Consider the following 19405-nt stretch of genomic DNA (forward strand, 5'->3'; position numbering starts at 1 on the left):
GGGTCAGCCGGCGAGCTTCGCCAGGGCCGCGTCGATGCGGGCGAGGGTCTTGTCCTTGCCCAGGATCTGGAGGGACTCGAAGAGCGGCAGGCCGACCGTGCGGCCGGTGACGGCGACGCGGACCGGGGCCTGGGCCTTGCCGAGCTTGAGGCCGTGGGCCTCGCCGGCGGCCAGGACGGCGTTCTTCAGCGACTCCGGGTCGTTCCAGTCCGCCGTCTCCAGGTGCTCGCGGGCGGTGATCAGGAGGGCGTCCGAGCCCTCCTTCATCGCCTTGGTCCAGCTGGCCTCGTCGGCGACCGGCTCCTTGAGGAAGAGGAAGTCGACGTTGGCCGTGATGTCCGACAGGACGGTCAGGCGGGTCTGGGCGTAGGGGGCGATGGCCTCCCAGGCGGCCCGGTCGAAGTCCTCCGGGGCCCAGTTCGCGTGCGGGGCGTTCAGCCACGGCTCGCAGGCCGCGGCGAAGTCCTTCACGTCCAGCATCCGGATGTGGTCCGCGTTGATGGACTCGGCCTTCTTGAGGTCGAAGCGGGCCGGGTTGGCGTTGACGTCCGCGATGTCGAACTTCTCGACCATCTCGGGGATGGTGAAGAGGTCCTGGTCGGCGGAGAAGGACCAGCCGAGGAGGGAGAGGTAGTTGAGCAGGCCCTCGGGCAGGAAGCCGCGCTCGCGGTAGAGGTTGAGGGAGGCCTGCGGGTCGCGCTTGGAGAGCTTCTTGTTGCCCTCGCCCATGACGTACGGCAGGTGGCCGAAGGCCGGGATCTCCTTGGCGACGCCCAGCTCGATCAGCGCCTTGTAGAGCGCGATCTGGCGCGGGGTGGAGGAGAGCAGGTCCTCGCCGCGCAGGACGTGGGTGATCTCCATCAGGGCGTCGTCGACCGGGTTGACCAGGGTGTACAGCGGGGCGCCGTTGGCGCGCACGATGCCGTAGTCCGGGACGTTGTCCGGGGTGAAGGTGAGCTCGCCGCGGACGAGGTCGGTGAAGGTGATCGGCTCGTCCGGCATGCGGAAGCGGACGATCGCCTCGCGGCCCTCGGCCTGGTAGACCTCGACCTGCTCGGCGGACAGCTCGCGGCAGTGACCGTCGTAGCCGGAGGGCCGGCCGGCGGCGCGGGCGGCGTCGCGGCGCTCGTCGAGCTCGGCCTGACTGCAGTAGCAGTGGTAGGCGTGGCCACCGGCCAGCAGCTTGGCGGCGACGTCCCGGTAGATGTCCATCCGCTGGGACTGCCGGTAGGGCGCGTGCGGGCCGCCGATCTCCGGGCCCTCGTCCCAGTCGAGACCGAGCCAGCGCAGCGAGTCGAGCAGCTGGTTGTACGACTCCTCGGAGTCGCGCGCCGCGTCGGTGTCCTCGATGCGGAAGACCATGGTGCCCTGGTTGTGCCGGGCGAAGGCCCAGTTGAAGAGGGCGGTGCGGACCAGGCCCACGTGGGGGTTGCCGGTCGGGGAGGGACAGAAACGTACGCGGACGTTCGCGTTAGCCACGCTTGATCACCCTGTTGGTGAGAGTGCCGATGCCTTCGATGGTGACGGCGACCTCGTCGCCGACGGTGAGGGGGCCGACCCCGGCGGGGGTGCCGGTGAGGATGACGTCGCCCGGGAGCAGCGTCATGGCCTCGGAGATGTGGACGACCAGGTCCTCGATGGAGCGAACCATGTCGCTCGTACGACCGAGCTGGCGTTGTTCGCCGTTGACCGTGGCCTGGATGGTCAGGTCGCTCGGATCGAGGTCGGTCTCCACCCAGGGGCCCAGCGGGCAGGAGGTGTCGAAGCCCTTGGCGCGGGCCCACTGGGCCTCGCGCTTCTGGACGTCGCGGGCGGTGACGTCGTTGGCACAGGTGTAGCCGAAGACGACGTCCTTCACCCGCTCGCGCGGAACCTCGCGGCACATGCGGCCGATGACCACTGCCAGTTCGGCCTCGTGGTGCAGCTCGTTGGAGAAGGAGGGGTACTCGATGGCGTCGCCGGGGCCGATGACCGAGGTCGTGGGCTTGAAGAAGGTCACGGGGACCTCGGGGACCTCGTTGCCGAGCTCCTTGGCGTGCTCCGCGTAGTTGCGGGTGACGGCCACGATCTTGTTGGGCAGCACCGGCGGCAGCAGCCGGACCTTGCTCAGCGGGACCTTCGTGCCGCTGAGCTCGAAGTCGGTGTACGGGATGCCCTTGATGATGTCGAGGACCAGGCCGCCGGACTCGACGGTTCCCTCGCCCTCGACGGCGCCGAAGGCGACATTGCCGTCGATGGAGAATCTGGCGATGCGCACGAGTGCTGTCGCCCCTCCCTTGCTACTGGCTGGAGTCTGACGCTCCAGGCTAACGCGGCAGGGGGGCGCGGCCGCCGGTACTACTCGGCGGGGCGGTACGGCGCGGGGGCCGTCATGAGCACGGTGCGGCGCGGGTTGGCGGTGCTGCCGGGGAGCTCGGCGGCGTACTCGGGCCGGGCGCCCCGGTCCAGCTGCGCGGCGTCCGCCAGGTGGACGAGGGTGGAGCGGCGGGGGTTGGCCGTGGTGCGGAGTACGGACGTCGTCTTCATCGCGGTGTCGGACCCTTGTCTGCGGTGGGGGGCGCCCACGCGGCCGCGTAGGCAGAGCGCCCCATCTTGTCAAAGCGTCAGGCTAAACATGCAATTCCCTTCGATTGCACGGCGGATCCAACGAACTACGTGTGAGTTTGCTCACCACTCCGGGAACAATCCGGGCATTACGCACCGCCATGCGGGGTTACCGAAACGGACATTCCGCTACTGAATGCTCCATTCCGCTCCTGATCATGGCGACTGGGACACCCCTCCCCTCCTGCCCTTTCGGGGAGATACGCCCGATTCGCCCGTGATCATCTTCTACATGGGGTGACACGTCGTTCACGCGTTGTCATCCCCTTCGCGACGCGCCCCGCGGCCCTTGTTGGAGATCCGGCACTGTGCTGGAATTCCACGCACCGTCGCGGGTTTCAGGCCGGCGCGCAGGGGGCGCAACGCAGCGCCGGCCGAGTGGCGGGAGACAGGGGGGATCTGCGCCGGTCACCGACGACCACCACTGGGGCGCACCTGCGCCCCACGAAGCCGACACCGTCCTCTCCGTTCACCCGGAAGGACGCCTGGTCCAGAGGTTGCGACGCTAGTGCAGGGACGTTTCAAGAGGGATGGCACGGGCTCTTCCCAGGCCCGAAAGGGCCGAGGGGAAGCTCCGGCGGAGCAGGAGCCGCGTGCCGGGACCCACCACGGTTCCCCGGCCTCGCACCCCCAGAACAACGGGAAGGGCGACGGCGGCGACGCCGCCGCGCGCGGGACCGCCGCCGACGCCGCGGCCGAGCACGCCCCGCTGCCCAAGCTCAAGTCCGAGAACCAGGTCGGGCCTCGAATAGCCCTGCGCAACTGGCGTATCTCCACCCGCCTCGTCGCCCTGCTGACCCTCCCCGTGGTCGCGGCGACCAGCCTCGGTGGCATCCGTATCAGCGAGTCCTTGAAGGACATGGAGCAGCTGGACAACATGCAGCTGCTCACCAAGCTGACCAAGGAGGCCACCAACTTCGCGGAGGCCCTCCAGGAGGAGCGCGACCTCTCCGCCGGTCCGCTCGCCAACGGCAACTCGCCCAGCGACTACCAGGTCGCCAACCCGCGCAAGAAGGCCGACCGCGCGTACAAGGCCTTCCTCGACGCCACCAACGGCATCCCGACGACCGAGAACGACGAGTCGCTCCGCAGCATCCGGCAGAACGTCAGCCAGATCGCCGCGCAGGTCAACCAGCTGAACACCATCCGCATCGACGCGTACAAGAAGAACATCGCCCACTCGGTGACGGTCGAGGCGTACAGCCGTCTCATCCGGTCCCTGCTCAGCCTGTCCCAGGACATGGCCCAGGCCACCAGCAACCCGGAGATGATCAAGCGGACCCGCGCGCTCGCCGCGTTCTCGTCCGCCAAGGAGTACGCCTCCATCCAGCAGGCGATCATCGCCGCCGCGCTGCCCCCGAACGACAGCCGCGCGGCCACCCTCCAGCTCGGCGACCGGCTCTACGGCGAGGCCGCGCAGACCAGTGAGAACGACGAGTTCAAGTCCTTCCGGGCGATCTACGAGTCGTCCGGCGGCGACGCCGAGGAGCTCACCGCCTCGCTGACCAACGGCAACCCGTCGATCGAGGCGGCCGACAACTACGCCGAGCGGATGCTGAAGTCCGACCGCGGCCTGCCGGACGTCAAGCGCGGTCACCTCAACTTCACCGACGAGTACGGCACCAAGATGCGTGCCATGAAGACCATCGAGGCCACGCTGCTGGGCGAGATGGAGACCAAGGCCCGTGAGCTGCGCCAGGAGTCGCAGCGCGACGCCATCATCAACGGTGCGCTGATCCTCCTCGTCCTCGGCGTCTCCCTCGTCGGCGCCTTCGTCGTGGCCCGGTCCATGATCCGCTCGCTGCGCCGGCTCCAGGACACGGCCACCAAGGTCGCCCAGGAACGTCTGCCCGAGCTCGTCAAGCAGCTCTCCGAGTCCGACCCGCAGGACGTCGACACCTCCGTCGAGTCCGTCGGTGTGCACTCCCGGGACGAGATCGGCCAGGTGGCCGCGGCCTTCGACGACGTGCACCGCGAGGCCGTCCGCCTCGCCGCCGAGCAGGCCCTCCTCCGGGGCAACGTCAACGCGATGTTCACCAACCTCTCGCGCCGCTCCCAGGGCCTCATCCAGCGTCAGCTCTCGCTCATCTCCGAGCTGGAGTCCCGCGAGGCCGACCCGGACCAGCTGTCCTCGCTGTTCAAGCTCGACCACCTCGCGACCCGCATGCGCCGTAACGGCGAGAACCTCCTCGTCCTCGCCGGTGAGGAGCCGGGCCGCCGCTGGACCCGCCCGGTCCCGCTGGTCGACGTGCTGCGCGCCGCCGCCTCCGAGGTGGAGCAGTACGAGCGCATCGAGCTGGCCGCCGTCCCCGCGACGGACGTCGCCGGCCGCGTCGTCAACGACCTCGTGCACCTGCTCGCCGAGCTGCTGGAGAACGCCACCTCGTTCTCCTCGCCGCAGACCAAGGTCCGCGTCACCGGTCACGCCCTGCCCGACGGCCGCGTCCTGGTCGAGATCCACGACACCGGCATCGGCCTCTCCCCCGAGGACCTGGCCGCGATCAACGAGCGGCTCGCCTCGCCGCCCACCGTGGACGTCTCGGTCTCCCGCCGCATGGGTCTGTTCGTGGTCGGCCGCCTGTCCCTGCGACACGGCATCCGGATCCAGCTGCGCCCGTCCGACTCGGGCGGCACCACGGCGCTCGTCATGCTCCCGGTCGACGTCGCCCACGGCGGCAAGAAGCCCGCGCCGAAGCCCGGTGCGGGCGGCCAGGGTGCGGTGCCGCAGGGCGCCGGCGCCCCGGGCGGCCGGCTCACCGGCGGCCCCGGCGCGGCCGGTGGCCCCGGCGGGCGTCCGGGCGGTGCCCCGTCCGCGCCCGGCGGCCGGCTCGGTGCCGCCGCCGGTGCCCGCGGCGCGCTCCCGGCCCGGGACGGCGCCCCGAACGGCCCGCAGGGCCAGGGCGGTGCCGGTCAGAGCGGCCCCAACCTCTTCCAGGAGCGCTCCTCGCAGGCCCCCGCGCCCGCCCAGGCGCAGGCTCCGCAGACCGCGCAGCTCCCGCCCGTTCCGCAGGAGCAGCAGCGTCCGGGCCCCGGTGCCGGGGCGCCCGGCGGCTTCGTCGGCGGCGCGCAGAGCGCGATCCCGTCCCGTACGGACGTCTGGGGCGGCCAGGGCGGCCCGGCCCCGCAGGCCCCGCAGGACGACTTCCCGCGTGCCGAGCTCCCCGGTGGCACCCCGCAGCCGCAGCACCCGCAGCGACCGCAGGCCACCAGCTGGGGCAACGAGCAGGCGCAGCCGGTCCGCCGGCCGCAGCAGGACATGACGCCGCTCGACGCGCCGCGCGGTCACGAGGAGCCGGAGAACACGGGCCGCTACGCGCAGCCCGACGGCCCCGGTTCCACGGGCCAGTTCCCGCGCCCGGACTTCGGTACGCCGCAGCAGGCCCCGCAGCCCATGGCCCCGCAGGGCTACCAGGGCGGCTTCCAGGACCCGGCGTCCACCGCGCAGTTCCCGCGGCCGGACTTCGGCCAGCCGCAGCAGGCCCAGCAGCAGGCCCCGCAGCAGCAGGCGTACGGTCACCAGCCGTTCGTCCCGCAGGCGCAGGCCCCGCAGCAGGGCCAGCAGGGCCAGCAGGCCCAGCAGCAGGCGCCGGCTCCGCGTCAGCGCGCCGCGCAGCAGCCGCAGCAGCCCCAGCAGCCGCAGCTCCAGCAGCCGCGTCAGCCGGAGGCACTGCCGGCGGCGCCGGGCTCCGGTGATGGGCGTACCCCGCTGTACGACACGCTGGAGACCAACTGGTTCCGCCAGGAGCAGGGCCAGGCGCCCGCCCCGGCCGCGCACCAGGGACACGGCCCCCAGCAGCCTCCGGCCCAGGGCGTCCCGGACGTCGAGCGCACCATGCAGACCCCGGTGGTGGCGCAGCGACCCGGCACGACGGCTCCGCAGCGACCCGGCACGTCCGCCCCGCAGCGGCCCGGGACGACCGCTCCCCAGCGCCCCGGCACGACGGCTCCGCAGCAGCCCGACGCCGGCCGGCAGAACGGCGGGGCCGCCTGGCGGACCTCGCCCAACGACGAGCTGGTGCGCCAGGCCGAGCGGGTGCGCAAGCCCGCGGCCGGCGGTGTCACCACCTCCGGGCTTCCGCGGCGCGTGCCGCGGGCCAACCTCGTGCCCGGGACCGCCCAGGAGCAGGCCAACACGGCCGGCCCCCAGGTGTCCCGCGCACCCGACGACGTCCGCGGCCGACTCACCAATCTGCGTCGCGGTATCCAGCAGGGCCGTCAGGCGGGCAACTCCACCACGGGTTCCTTCCATGTCGGTCCGACCCAGCAGCAGGAGCGTTAGTTGAGCGCGATGAGCCAGGCGGCGCAGAATCTGAACTGGTTGATCACCAACTTCGTGGACAACACCCCCGGGGTGTCCCACACGGTGGTGGTCTCCGCCGACGGACTGCTCCTTGCCATGTCCGAAGGGTTCCCCCGTGACCGTGCCGACCAACTGGCGGCGGTCGCGTCCGGACTGACCTCGCTGACCGCGGGGGCGTCCCGGATCTTCGAGGGCGGACCCGTCGCCCAGACCGTCGTGGAGATGGAGCGCGGCTTCCTCTTCCTGATGTCCGTCTCGGACGGCTCCTCGCTGGCCGTGCTCGCGCACCCGGAGTGCGACATCGGCCTCGTGGGCTACGAGATGGCGCTCCTCGTGGACCGGGCGGGCAGCGTGCTCACCCCGGATCTGCGGGCCGAGCTCCAGGGCAGCCTGCTCCACTAGTCCCGTGCGACCGCGTCCCGTACGCGCGTCGCGTCACCCGAACCGACACGCAAGGGTCGGTGCGCCCCTCCGCACCGACCTGGACCGTTCACCGTCCGGCCGCCCCACCCGGCCCCCCACCGGCCCCATCAGACGGCAGAAGTCTCTGCTGTCACGCCCGGAGGATTCATGACCCCGCCCCCCGCCTCTCACGATCCGTACGGCGCGTCGATAGACGACGGCTACGGAGCTGAGGGCGACCAGCCGCTGGTCCGTCCGTACGCGATGACCGGCGGCCGGACCCGGCCGCGCTACCAGCTCGCCATCGAGGCCCTGGTCAGCACCACGGCCGACCCGGCGCACCTGGCCACCCTGCTCCCCGAGCACCAGCGGATCTGCCACCTGTGCCGTGAGGTGAAGTCGGTGGCCGAGGTCTCGGCGCTGCTGTCGATGCCGCTCGGTGTCGCCCGCATCCTGGTGGCCGACCTGGCCGAGGCGGGCATGGTGGCCATCCACCAGCCGGGTAACGGAGAGGCCGGCGGCACGCCGGACGTGACACTGCTCGAAAGGGTGCTCAGTGGACTTCGCAAGCTCTAGCAGCGGCTCCGCTCCTGCGGGTCGTTCCACCACCAGCGCGAAGATCGTGGTGGCGGGCGGCTTCGGCGTGGGCAAGACCACGTTCGTGGGTGCGGTATCCGAGATCAATCCGCTGCGGACCGAGGCCGTGATGACGGCGGCCTCGGCGGGCATCGACGATCTGACGCACACCGGGGGGAAGTCGACCACCACGGTGGCGATGGACTTCGGCCGTATCACCCTGGACCAGGACCTGATCCTGTACCTCTTCGGTACGCCCGGTCAGGACCGCTTCTGGTTCATGTGGGACGACCTGGTACGCGGTGCCATCGGCGCCGTCGTCCTGGTCGACACCCGGCGCCTCGCCGACTGCTTCCCGGCCGTCGACTACTTCGAGAACTCGGGCCTCCCCTTCGTGATCGCCCTGAACGGTTTCGACGGCGCCCAGCCGTACGCGCCGGACGAGGTGCGCGAAGCGCTCCAGATCGGGCCCGACACCCCGATCATCACGACCGACGCGCGGCACCGCGCGGACGCCAAGAGCGCGCTCATCACCCTCGTCGAGCACGCCCTCATGGCGCGTCTGAAGTAGTACACATCAAGTAGAAGTCGATATACGGCAGTTGTCGTAGAGGTTTTGGGGGCGGTCTGTGTCCTTCGACACGGCCGCCCCCAGGTTCATAACGTTTCGACAGAGAATTGGGGCGCCTCGGACACCCGACGCATCCGATCGGTGCCGCTGCGCTCACATGAGCCCCGCTTTTTGGCGGGGCTCGCTCTTTATGCCCGTTTTATCGCGCACGTGAGGCCCAGAAACCGGCTGCTTCGCACTGTTTGGAAGGGACCCCCTTCACGTGCTGGAATTCATGAACTCCCGAGTAGTACGGCCCTGAACGAAACACCCGGCACGACGTAGGTGCCGACGCCGAGAGGTTGTTGGTCGAGTGAGGCGAAGCAAGGAAAGCTCCGCGGAGCAGCAGACGCGGGGCAACTTCACGCCGCCGTCCCGCGCGGTGATCCCGCACGCGGACGAGCCCGTGACGCCGCCGGCCCCGGTACGCAAGGGCAGCTCCAGCAAGCTGGCCCCGCGCAACTGGCGCGTGCCCACCCGGCTGAACGCCATCCTCCTCATACCCGTGCTCGTCGGCCTCGTCATGGGCGGCTTCCAGGTGAAGGCCGCCATCGACACCTGGCAGGAGGCGCAGGACGCCGAGAAGACGGCGCTCATCGTGCGCGCCGCCTCGGACTACGGCCAGGCGCTGCTCAACGAGCGTGACCTCACCGCCGCTCCCCTCCTCAAGGCCAAGACGCCCGCGGACCGCGAGAGCGACGAGGTCACCCAGGCCTACGCCGCCACCGACGCCGCCAAGCTCAAGTTCGACGAGGCCGTCAAGAACATGCCGAGCGGGCAGGGCCTCGAGCGCCGCCTCGGCCTCTTCCGCAACGCCGAGCCCAAGCTCACGGCGCTGCGCAAGGTCGCCTACACCCGCTCCCTCGACCCGGTGAACACCCAGCTCGGGTACACCGAGGTCCAGCACTACCTGATGGAGTTCTCCAACGAGCTCGGGCTGGGCACCGGCAACATCACCAGCTACGGCCGTACCGTCTACGCGATCCAGCTCGCGAAGGCCGCCGAGTCCCTGCAGCGTTCGATCGGCACCCAGCTGCTGATCCGCCCCAGCAAGAAGGACGACGTCTTCGCGCAGCAGTCGGTTGCGTTCAACTCGTACAACTATCTGGAGCAGATCGCCCTCGGCGAGTACCAGTCGGGTGGCACCCAGGCCGACGTGGAGCGGCTCCAGCAGGTCATGGCGGGCAAGGCCGCCGAGGGCTCCAAGAAGATGGCGGCGCTGGGCATCGAGCTGCCCAAGGGCGGCGGCAAGGACTCCTCCGTCTACGCCGGCGTCGCGCAGGCCATCGGCTCCGCCAAGGACGCCGACGCCCTCGCCGACCTGAAGCAGCAGGGCATCACCGCCGAGACCTGGGCCGCCGTCGCCACCGCCAAGTTCGACGGCTACACCGAGGTCGAGAAGGAGCTCGTCGAGAAGGCCGTGACCGAGGCCGCCGACATCTCCGGGGAGGCCAAGACCGACGCCTGGGTCATCGGTGGCATCGTCGTCGTCGCCCTGCTCGCCGCCTTCATCCTGGCCGGCATGATGGCCCGCCAGATGAGCCGCTCGATGCGCGAGCTGCGCACCGCCGCCTTCGGCATCGCCGAGCAGCGCCTGCCGATGCTCGTCGACCAGCTGTCCCGTACCGAGCCCGGCCGGGTCGACACCCGCGTGCAGCCCATCCCGATCGACTCCCAGGACGAGATCGGCGAGGTCGCCCGCGCCTTCGACCAGGTGCACCGCGAGGCCGTCCGGCTCGCCGCCGAGCAGGCCATGCTCCGGGGCAACGTCAACGCGATCTTCACGAACCTCTCGCGCCGCAACCAGTCGCTGATCGAGGGCCAGCTGACCCTCATCACCGACCTGGAGAACAACGAGGCCGACCCGGACCAGCTGGAGAACCTCTTCCGCCTGGACCACCTGGCCACCCGTATGCGCCGCAACGGCGAGAACCTCCTCGTCCTCGCCGGCGAGGAGCCGGGCCGCCGCTGGGACCAGCCGGTCCCGCTGGTCGACGTCATGCGCGCCGCCGCCTCCGAGGTGGAGCAGTACGAGCGCATCGACATCGCCGGCGTCCCCGAGGCCGACATCCACGGCCAGGCCGTGACCGACCTCGTGCACCTGCTCGCCGAGCTCCTGGAGAACGCCACCACGTTCTCCTCCCCGCAGACCAAGGTCCGCGTCACCGCGACCCGTCTTCCCGACGGCCGCGTCATGGTCGAGATCCACGACAAGGGCATCGGCCTCACCGCCGAGGACTTCGCGGACATCAACCACAAGCTGGCCAACCCGCCGACCGTGGACGCCGCCGTCTCGCAGCGCATGGGCCTCTTCGTGGTCGGCCGGCTCGCCGACCGGCACGGCATCCGCGTCCAGCTGCGCCCCTCCGGCGAGCAGGCCGGCACCACCTCGCTGGTCATGCTGCCGGACGCGATCACGCACGGCGGTGGCGGCGAGCAGCCGATGCACGACGACTTCACCGTCTCGCAGATGATCCCGCAGCAGGCGCAGACCGCGTTCGAGCCGCAGGCCCAGCCGATGCGCACCGCGGCGGAGCTCGGCTTCGACGACTCGCGCTACGAGCAGCCGGCCGACGACCGCCAGCTCGACCCGGTGAACCGCTCGCTGATGCGCGAGGAGCGCCGGGCGGCCCTGGAGGCCCAGGCCCACCACGGTGGCGAAGAGCCGCTGTACCAGGACGAGCCGGACCGGACCGGACACGCGCAGCAGGCGTACGTACAGCAGGAGAACGAGCAGGAGTACGCCGCCGAGTACGCCGACTACACGCAGGACTACCCGCAGGGGCAGGACGCGTACGGCTACCCGCAGCAGGGGTACGAGGGCTACGAGCAGCCCACCGCCGGCTACCCGCAGCAGGCGTATGCGGAAGCCGCGTACGACGGCGGCCAGGGTACCCACGCGGGGTACGAGAACAGCTACGATTCCCAGCCCCACCAGGGTGACTGGCAGCAGCAGACCGGGTACGGCGACGGCTACGCACAGGAGTACGGGACGGAATCGGAATCCGTCCCGGTCGCTCCCGCACAGGACCATGAGCGCGTAGGCTTCGACCGTCCGGGTGCCACGCCGAGTCCCACCCCGGACGCCGGCCACGCGCTGACCGACGCCGGTCTGCCGCGCCGCGGCAGCGTCGCCCCGCAGGCGCCGCAGACCCCGCAGGCACCGCAGCAGCCCGCGCCGCCGGCCCAGCCCGTGCGACCGGTCGTCGAGGAAGCCGACGGCCCCGGTGAATGGCGCTCCGCCAACGACGAGCGCTGGTCCCGGGCCGAGAAGCTGCGCGACCCGAAGGCGGGCGGGGTCACCCCCTCCGGCCTTCCGCGAAGGGTTCCCAAGGCCAACCTGGTCGAGGGAGCGGCGGAGCAGACCCCGCAGGGCGGCCCCCAGGTCTCCCGCGCACCCGAGGACGTCCGGGGCAGGTTGAGCAACCTGCGCCGCGGCATCCAGCAGGGACGCAGCGCGGGAACGGACACGAACGGATCGGGCCTCGGCCCGGGCAACACCTACAACCAGGAGCGTTAGTGTGAGCGCGATGAGCCAGGCGGCGCAGAATCTGAACTGGTTGATCACCAACTTCGTGGACAACACCCCCGGGGTGTCCCACACGGTGGTGGTCTCCGCCGACGGCCTCCTGCTGGCGATGTCCGAGGGTTTCCCCCGGGACCGCGCCGACCAGCTGGCGGCGGTCGCGTCCGGACTGACCTCGCTGACCGCGGGCGCGTCCCGGATCTTCGAGGGCGGCGCGGTCAACCAGACCGTCGTGGAGATGGAGCGCGGCTTCCTCTTCATCATGTCGATCTCGGACGGCTCCTCGCTGGCCGTGCTCGCGCACCCGGAGTCCGACATCGGTCTCGTGGGCTACGAGATGGCACTGCTCGTCGACCGGGCGGGAAGCGTCCTGACTCCCGACCTGCGGGCGGAACTTCAGGGAAGTCTTCTCAACTAACAGACAGACAGTGCGTTTCTCGCCACCGCACCGTAGGGTGCGGTGGCGCGGTTCCAAGGGACATGGGGCCGCGAGGCAGTCGGAGGAGGAGACGTGGGCACACCCCCGGGCGGAAGCCCCTACAACGGTTTTGACGCGCATCAGGCGCCGCTGGGCGACACCGCGCAGAACCGCTTCAACTTTCCCTCCGCGCCGAGCAGACAGGGTGTGTCGCAGCCCTATCAGCAGCCGCAGACCCAGCCCATGCACGCCGGTTCGCCGAGCGCGCCCGCCGGCCGGCGGGGCGCGGGCGGTGCGGGCGGCTCGGGTGGCAACAACCCGCTCGTCCGTCCGTACGCGATGACCGGCGGCCGGACCCGCCCGCGTTACCAGCTCGCCATCGAGGCGCTGGTCAGCACGACGGCCGATCCGTCCCGGCTGCAGGGGCAGTTGCCCGAGCACCAGCGGATCTGCCGGCTGTGCTTCGAGATCAAGTCGGTCGCCGAGATCTCGGCCCTTCTCTCCATCCCCCTCGGCGTTGCCCGGATTCTCGTCGCCGACCTGGCCGAGGCCGGACTCGTCGCCATCCACCAGCCCGGCGGCGACGAGGCCGCCGGCGGTCAGCCAGACGTGACACTGCTCGAAAGGGTGCTCAGTGGACTTCGCAAGCTCTAACGGCGGCGCGGCCCGTTCAACCACCAGCGCGAAGATCGTGGTGGCGGGTGGCTTCGGCGTGGGCAAGACCACGTTCGTCGGCGCGGTCTCGGAGATCAACCCGCTGCGAACCGAGGCCGTGATGACGTCCGCGTCCGCGGGCATCGACGACCTCACCCACACCGGCGACAAGACGACGACGACTGTCGCCATGGACTTCGGCCGTATCACCCTGGACCAGGACCTGATCCTGTACCTCTTCGGTACGCCCGGTCAGGACCGCTTCTGGTTCATGTGGGACGACCTGGTGCGCGGTGCCATCGGCGCCGTCGTCCTGGTCGACACCCGGCGCCTCGCCGACTGCTTCCCCGCGGTCGACTACTTCGAGAACTCGGGCCTCCCCTTCGTCATTGCCCTGAACGGCTTCGACGGCCACCAGCCGTACACCCCGGACGAGGTCCGCGAAGCCCTTCAGATCGGCCCCGACACCCCGATCATCACGACCGACGCCCGCCACCGCGCGGACGCCAAGAGCGCGCTCATCACCCTCGTCGAGCACGCCCTCATGGCCCGCCTGCGGTAGTCCCGACGGGTACGACGTCGAAGGAAGGCCCCGCGCACCGGTTCGGTGCGCGGGGCCTTCCCGGTCGTGGCGTCCGGGTCCTGGTGTCCCGGTCCTGCAGTCCCGGCCCGGTCGTCCCGGTCCTGCCCGCTCAGTCCTGCCAGTAGAAGAGCAGGGAGTCGACGTCGAGGGGCTCGCGTCCGCCGAAGTAGTAGACGCACAGGCCGGTGACGCGGATGCCGCCGGTGGCCCCGTCGATCCAGCGGAAGCCGGCCTCCTCCAGGGCCCGCCGGGCGGGGTGCCGGTCGTCGTGGCCCGTCGCGAAGCGCCCGAGGACACTGATCCGGACGTCCTCGTCGCCGCACGGGATCACGTGATAGGTGCCCTCGCCCTGCTGGTGGTGGTCCCCCGCGGCCACGGGCGGGCCCGGGGCGAGACCGGCCGCCGTCAACGCGGCCGTCGCACGCGCCAGTTGCCCGTCCGGGTCCGGGCGGCCGGGCGGCTCGGTGCACAGGGCTTCGAGGCGCCAGCGGGGGTCGCTCTGCCGCTCGCACCAGGGCGCGTACGCGTGGACGATCACCCGGCGCAGTTCCTCGTCCAGGCCCTCCACCCCGGTGCGCGGGCGGCCGATCCGCTCGTCGATCCGACGGGTCTCCGCCGCGTCCCCGGTGAGCCGGTGGAGGGCGCAGGCGGCCCGCACGGCGGTCTCGGGACCGGGCGCCTCCGCCAGGAGGGCGCGCAGGCCGTCGGGGTCCGTGACGAGCGACTCGGCGAGGTGCGCGACGCCGCGGTCGGGGTCGGCCAGGTACGGCAGCACGTCCCGTCCCGCGCGGTGCCGGGTCAGGAGCGCGAAGCGGCGGTCCTCGGGCCGGTCCTCGCCGAGCTCCGCCAGGATCGCGTCGGCGCCGTGGTGCGCCACGAGGCCGTCGAGACCGGCCTCGCCGGTCTCCCGCCTCCCCTGCCAGGGCGAGGCCGCGAGCGTGGCCAGGGCGCGGGCGGCCGTGCGGTCGCCGAGCAGACCGCGGGCCTTCAGGGCCGCCTCGGCGACGCCGTACGCCCCGTCCTCTCCCCGCCGCTCCACCTCCCGCAGCCAGGGCAGCAGCTCCGTGCGGCCCGGGAGGAGGTCGAGGAGCGCGATGCGCACCTCGGCCGTCTCGTCCTCGTCGCGGATCCGTTCGAGGAGTCCGGGGACCCGGGCCTCCGGGACCCGGCCGGCGAGCGCGTGCGCGCAGATCCGGCGGCGCCACCAGGCCTTGCCGGGGTCCAGGACGTAGCGGGCGAGGGCGTCGGGGTCGTGGGCGCGCAGGGCGTCGGTGTCGGGCTGCCCCCGGTCCGGTATCAGCGTGTCGATCTTCCGCATCGGGCGATGCTACGTCCCGGGCACGCCGAAGGGCCCCCGGTTTCCCTTGCGGGAGCGGGGGCCCTTCGGGGGTGCCTCGGTCAGCGCCAGCTGTGCGGGGCGCGGAAGCCGTTCTCGCGCTCCAGGCGGCGCCAGCGGGCCGTGGAGCGGCCGTCGTGGGCGGGCTCGGCCGGCTGGGCGGCGGCGCGGGCGAGGAGGACCGCGGTGATGGCGGCGAGCTCCTCGGGGTCGGCGTGGCCCTTCTCGACGCGGAGAAGACTGGCTGTGGCAGGCGTGGTCACTTCGGTGGGCTCCTCTTACTGAGGCGGGTTGCCGTGCTTGCGGGACGGCAGGTCGGCGTGCTTGGTGCGGAGCATGGCGAGGGACTTGATCAGCACCTCGCGGGTCTCGGCCGGGTCGATGACGTCGTCGACCAGACCGCGCTCCGCGGCGTAGTACGGGTGCATGAGCTCGGCCTTGTACTCCTTGACCATGCGCGCGCGCATGGCCTCCGGGTCCTCGGCATCGGCGATCTGCTTGCGGAAGATGACGTTGGCGGCGCCCTCGGCGCCCATGACGGCGATTTCGTTGGTGGGCCAGGCGTACGTCAGGTCGGCGCCGATGGACTGGGAGTCCATGACGATGTACGCGCCGCCGTACGCCTTGCGCAGGATCAGCGAGATCCGGGGGACGGTCGCGTTGCAGTAGGCGTACAGCAGCTTCGCGCCGTGCCGGATGATTCCACCGTGCTCCTGGTCGACGCCCGGCAGGAAGCCGGGTACGTCCAGAAGGGTGATGATCGGGATGTTGAACGCGTCGCACATCTGGACGAAGCGCGCGGCCTTCTCGGAGGCCTCGATGTCCAGGACACCGGCGAGGGTCTGCGGCTGGTTCGCCACGATGCCGACGACCTGGCCGTCCAGCCGGGCCAGGGCGCAGATGATGTTGCGCGCCCAGCGCTCGTGGATCTCCAGGTAGTCGCCCTCGTCGACGAGCTCCTCGATGACCTTGTGCATGTCGTACGGGCGGTTGCCGTCGGCGGGCACGAGGTCGAGCAGCACGTCCGAGCGGCGGTCGGCCGGGTCCTCGGACGGGGCGGCCGGCGGGTTCTCGCGGTTGTTCTGCGGGAGCATCGACAGGAGGTAGCGCACCTCGGCGATGCAGGTCTCCTCGTCGTCGTACGCGAAGTGCGCGACGCCCGAGGTCTCGGCGTGCACGTCGGCACCGCCGAGGCCGTTCTGGGTGATCTCCTCGCCGGTGACCGCCTTGACGACGTCCGGGCCGGTGATGAACATCTGGGAGGTCTCGCGGACCATGAAGACGAAGTCGGTGAGGGCGGGGCTGTAGGCCGCGCCGCCGGCGCACGGGCCGAGCATCACGCTGATCTGCGGGATGACGCCGGACGCCTTGGTGTTGCGCTGGAAGATGCCGCCGTAGCCGGCGAGGGCGGAGACGCCCTCCTGGATGCGGGCGCCGGCGCCGTCGTTCAGGGAGACCAGCGGGGCACCGGCCGCGATGGCCATGTCCATGATCTTGTGGATCTTGGTGGCGTGGGCCTCGCCCAGGGCGCCGCCGAAGATCCGGAAGTCGTGCGCGTAGACGAAGACCGTGCGGCCCTCGACGGTGCCCCAGCCGGTGATGACACCGTCGGTGTAGGGCTTCTTCGCCTCCAGGCCGAAGCCGACGGCGCGGTGCCGGCGCAGCTGTTCGACCTCCTGGAAGGAACCAGCGTCGAGCAGCAGCTCGATGCGCTCGCGAGCAGTCAGCTTGCCCTTGGCGTGCTGGGCCTCGGTCGCTCGGTCACTCGGGCCACGCCGAGCCTGCTCGCGCAGCTCGTGCAGCTCGGCCACACGGCCACGGGCGTCAGCGGGCTCGCTCGGGATCTGGTCCACAACGGTCATGTACCGACCCTACGAACTCTCCCAAGAAAACCCCGCCGTCGACTCCGTACAGGTTCGCGTGTCGAATCCTGGTGGGGCTTGACAGAAGCCTCGCCCCACCAGGCCGAGTCAACAGCCAGACACCCCAGGTGATTGTAGGTTTTCTACACAACCACATCGCAACGGTGGGTGGCGCCCGCGGTACCCGGGGTGATCCGCAGCCGCAGCCCGCCGGTCCCGGCGGCGAGCACCTCCACCGAGGCGTCCCGGGCGAGCACCGCCTTCACCGGGCGGTCCCAGACCAGTTCGAAGGGCTGCCCGGACCGCGCCGGCTCGCCCGCCCGCAGGGTCACCGTGCTCCTGCCGCGCCGCAGCAGGACGCTCGCGGGCGCGGAGACGGTGAGGCGGTCCGCCGTGCCGGCCCGCCAGAAGTTGGCGGCGGTCAGTCCGAGGGACGGGACGGCCACGGCCTGCCGGTCGGCGCCGTTGGCGAGGATACGCAGCCAGCCCGGGTCGGCGGCGCGCGCGGCCAGGGTCCGCGGCGCGGCGCCCGGCATGAGCAGATAGGCGTACGAGGCGTCCGCCGGATCGGTGCCGTGGTCGAACCAGAGGGTCTGGTAGCGGCGGGTGCGGCGCTCGGTGGAGCTGGTGGTGTTGATGTCGCTCCAGGCGCCGGTGCGGTCCTCGCGCAGGGTGCGCAGGTCTTCCGTACCGCCGGGGAAGACCCAGCCGCCGTGCCCCGCCAGATGGGCCCAGCCGGGCCCGGTGGTGAACGCGGCGGTGCCGTTCTCGCCGAGGCACCGGTTGTCGACGATCGTCTCGACCGGCACCCCGTCGGTGGCGGTGATGCCGGCGCCCAGACAGATCACGGTGTCGGCGGCGCAGAACCAGGACTTGCGCGCCTCCAGGGTGGAGCCGAGGCCCTTGAGGTGCTGGCCGACCGCGGCGAACTCGCCGTCGGTGACGCCGCCGACCCACTGCACGGCCGGCCGGGGCGCGCCCCACTCGCCGCCGGCCCGGTCGGCGAGCCGCCGGGTGGAGACCGTGGTGCCGGGCAGCCGGTAGGGGTCGACGGTGGGCCAGAACCAGTCGGTGTACTGCCCGCCCTGGCCGCGCGGCCACCAGTAGAGCATTCCGGCGCCGGTGTGCCAGCCGCGCGGGTTCTCGCCGTTGCCGCACTCGTAGTGGGAGATGCGCTCGGAGGCCATCGAGATGTTGGCCGCCCAGCCGGGGCGGCGGTGCACGGCCCGGTCCATGGACGCGAAGAGCCGGTGTCCGGTGGGCTCGGGGGCGGCGGGGACGGGCGAGGCGGCGACGGCGTGCAGCCGGGCGAGGTCGGCGACGCCGAACTGCCGGGCGGCGAGGATGGGGGCGACGGTGTCGCGCTCGATCCAGCCCTTCACGCGGGCGTGCCAGCGCTCGCGCTCGGCGGGGCTCGCGCCGCCGGCGAGAAGGGCTATGGCGGCGATGACGCCCTGTCCGTGGAAGTGGTCCGAGCGCATGATCCGCCGCTCGTCGCTCCTGAGGTAACCGCGGCTGACGGCGCGCCCGTTGACGCTGTCCATCATCAGCCCGTCGAGGATCAGGGGCGCGTAGGCGTGCTCGACGCTGTCGAGGACGATCTGCCGGCCCGGGTCGGTGACCTCCCAGGAGGATCCGGCGAGCAGGGTGAAGAGCCGGCCGAGGCCGTCCAGCATGACCTGGCCGTAGGTGCCCGAGTAGGCGACCCAGGTGTGCTGGACGAAGGAGCCGTCGGCGTAGAGGCCGTCGCCCTTGGTGACGTACGGGAAGACGGGCGAGAGGGCGTCCCGGGCGAGGGCGATCTTGGCGGGGTTCGCGCCGACCACCCCGCGGAGCGCGACCGAGCGGCACAGGTCGACGCGGTTGGCCCCGGTGGAGGTGCCGGTGTACGCGCCGAGCGCGCTGTCCGGGACGAAGTGGTCGACCGCGGCGCAGGCCGCAGCGATCCGGTCGGCGCCGAGCAGCGGGTGGAGCGCGGCGACGATGTCCATGAGCAGACGCGGCGAACCGATCTGCCACTCCCACCAGTTGCCGTAGCGCACCGTGCCCGCGTGGTAGATCCGCTCGGAGAGGTGGTCGAGGCCGCGCAGGATGTCGGCGAGGAGGGCGGGGTCGCCGGTGAGGCCGGTGCCGTCCTGGAGGTAGGCCTGGGTCATGGTCCACAGGCGGCCGTAGCTCTGGGTGATCCCGGCCGGCGGGTCGAAGGCGTGATCCGGCCACAGGGACGTGGCGGTGGGGGCCATGGCGCTCCGGAAGCCCCGGGCGAGGGCGCCGGTCTCGGCCAGCCGGGAGGCGTAGGGCTCGGCCCCGGCGTCGTAGCCGGAGCCGAGCTGGAGGTCGACCCAGCGCCGCCGCAGGGTCTCGAACTCCCCCTCGGCGGCCCGGGCTTGGGGCGCGAGGGCGAGGGCGGCCGCGGCGGCGGAGCCGGCGGCGAGGAAGGTGCGGCGGGACCAGACGGGAAGGGGCACGGAAGCCTCCCGGGGGAAGGGGTGGGACCGGTCGGCGCCCGGTGTAGCACCGCTTCTCCGACGCAA

At 71.6% G+C, this 19405-nt stretch carries 15 protein-coding genes; 8 read left to right on the forward strand and 7 right to left on the reverse strand.

The window, feature by feature from the left end; translation table 11 throughout:
• Positions 1-3: 3 nt before the first annotated feature.
• The 3 genes from gltX to ACIGXE_RS22315 form a co-directional block, all read right to left on the reverse strand.
• Positions 4-1479, reverse strand: a complete 1476-nt coding sequence (gene gltX, locus ACIGXE_RS22305; RefSeq protein ID WP_399749956.1) for a glutamate--tRNA ligase — start codon at positions 1477-1479, stop codon at positions 4-6.
• Entirely contained in the window at positions 1472-2257 is a 786-nt protein-coding gene (locus ACIGXE_RS22310) for a fumarylacetoacetate hydrolase family protein (RefSeq protein ID WP_399749958.1), read from the reverse strand. Before ACIGXE_RS22310 ends, gltX begins: the two co-directional genes overlap by 8 nt.
• Positions 2258-2337: 80 nt before the next feature.
• On the reverse strand, positions 2338-2526 hold the full coding sequence (locus ACIGXE_RS22315; RefSeq protein WP_399749959.1) for a hypothetical protein: 189 nt from the start codon (positions 2524-2526) through the stop codon (positions 2338-2340).
• Positions 2527-3112: 586 nt separating this feature from the next.
• Between ACIGXE_RS22315 and ACIGXE_RS22320 the strand changes: the two genes are divergently transcribed.
• The 8 genes from ACIGXE_RS22320 to ACIGXE_RS22355 all read left to right on the forward strand — a co-directional run bounded on the left by ACIGXE_RS22320 (position 3113) and on the right by ACIGXE_RS22355 (position 13652).
• Complete coding sequence (locus ACIGXE_RS22320) at positions 3113-6883, forward strand: nitrate- and nitrite sensing domain-containing protein (RefSeq protein ID WP_399749962.1); 3771 nt, start codon at positions 3113-3115, stop codon at positions 6881-6883.
• A gap of 9 nt (positions 6884-6892) precedes the next feature.
• Entirely contained in the window at positions 6893-7306 is a 414-nt protein-coding gene (locus ACIGXE_RS22325; RefSeq protein ID WP_030496942.1) for a roadblock/LC7 domain-containing protein, read from the forward strand.
• Positions 7307-7474: 168 nt separating this feature from the next.
• The gene (locus tag ACIGXE_RS22330) at positions 7475-7882 is read left to right on the forward strand and encodes a DUF742 domain-containing protein (RefSeq protein ID WP_128978535.1); all 408 of its coding nucleotides are present in this window, start codon (positions 7475-7477) and stop codon (positions 7880-7882) included.
• Positions 7863-8453, forward strand: coding sequence for a GTP-binding protein (locus ACIGXE_RS22335; protein ID WP_399749964.1), 591 nt, complete (start codon positions 7863-7865; stop codon positions 8451-8453). Before ACIGXE_RS22330 ends, ACIGXE_RS22335 begins: the two co-directional genes overlap by 20 nt.
• Before the next feature lie 352 nt (positions 8454-8805).
• Positions 8806-12012: a nitrate- and nitrite sensing domain-containing protein gene (locus ACIGXE_RS22340; protein WP_399749966.1), complete on the forward strand. Its 3207-nt coding sequence runs from the start codon at positions 8806-8808 to the stop codon at positions 12010-12012.
• Positions 12013-12022: 10 nt separating this feature from the next.
• Positions 12023-12436, forward strand: coding sequence for a roadblock/LC7 domain-containing protein (locus ACIGXE_RS22345; protein ID WP_128978734.1), 414 nt, complete (start codon positions 12023-12025; stop codon positions 12434-12436).
• Positions 12437-12529: 93 nt separating this feature from the next.
• Positions 12530-13090, forward strand: a complete 561-nt coding sequence (locus ACIGXE_RS22350) for a DUF742 domain-containing protein (RefSeq protein WP_399749968.1) — start codon at positions 12530-12532, stop codon at positions 13088-13090.
• A complete protein-coding gene (locus tag ACIGXE_RS22355) occupies positions 13071-13652 on the forward strand; it encodes a GTP-binding protein (RefSeq protein ID WP_399749970.1) in 582 nt (193 codons plus the stop codon). The genes ACIGXE_RS22350 and ACIGXE_RS22355 overlap by 20 nt, the downstream gene beginning before the upstream one ends.
• Positions 13653-13782: 130 nt before the next feature.
• On the opposite strand, the gene ACIGXE_RS22360 is transcribed toward ACIGXE_RS22355, so the two are convergent.
• From ACIGXE_RS22360 to ACIGXE_RS22375, 4 genes are all read right to left on the reverse strand, one after another.
• Entirely contained in the window at positions 13783-14991 is a 1209-nt protein-coding gene (locus ACIGXE_RS22360; protein ID WP_399749972.1) for a hypothetical protein, read from the reverse strand.
• An 80-nt stretch (positions 14992-15071) separates the two neighbouring features.
• Positions 15072-15272, reverse strand: coding sequence for an acyl-CoA carboxylase subunit epsilon (locus tag ACIGXE_RS22365; protein ID WP_399749974.1), 201 nt, complete (start codon positions 15270-15272; stop codon positions 15072-15074).
• A 15-nt stretch (positions 15273-15287) separates the two neighbouring features.
• Positions 15288-16871, reverse strand: coding sequence for an acyl-CoA carboxylase subunit beta (locus tag ACIGXE_RS22370; RefSeq protein ID WP_399749976.1), 1584 nt, complete (start codon positions 16869-16871; stop codon positions 15288-15290).
• Between the two features lie 143 nt (positions 16872-17014).
• Complete coding sequence (locus tag ACIGXE_RS22375; protein ID WP_399749978.1) at positions 17015-19339, reverse strand: polysaccharide lyase 8 family protein; 2325 nt, start codon at positions 19337-19339, stop codon at positions 17015-17017.
• Between the last annotated feature and the right edge of the window lie 66 nt (positions 19340-19405).

The sequence above is a fragment of the Streptomyces sp. NPDC053431 genome (assembly GCF_044544925.1).
In the GTDB taxonomy this organism is placed as follows: domain Bacteria; phylum Actinomycetota; class Actinomycetes; order Streptomycetales; family Streptomycetaceae; genus Streptomyces.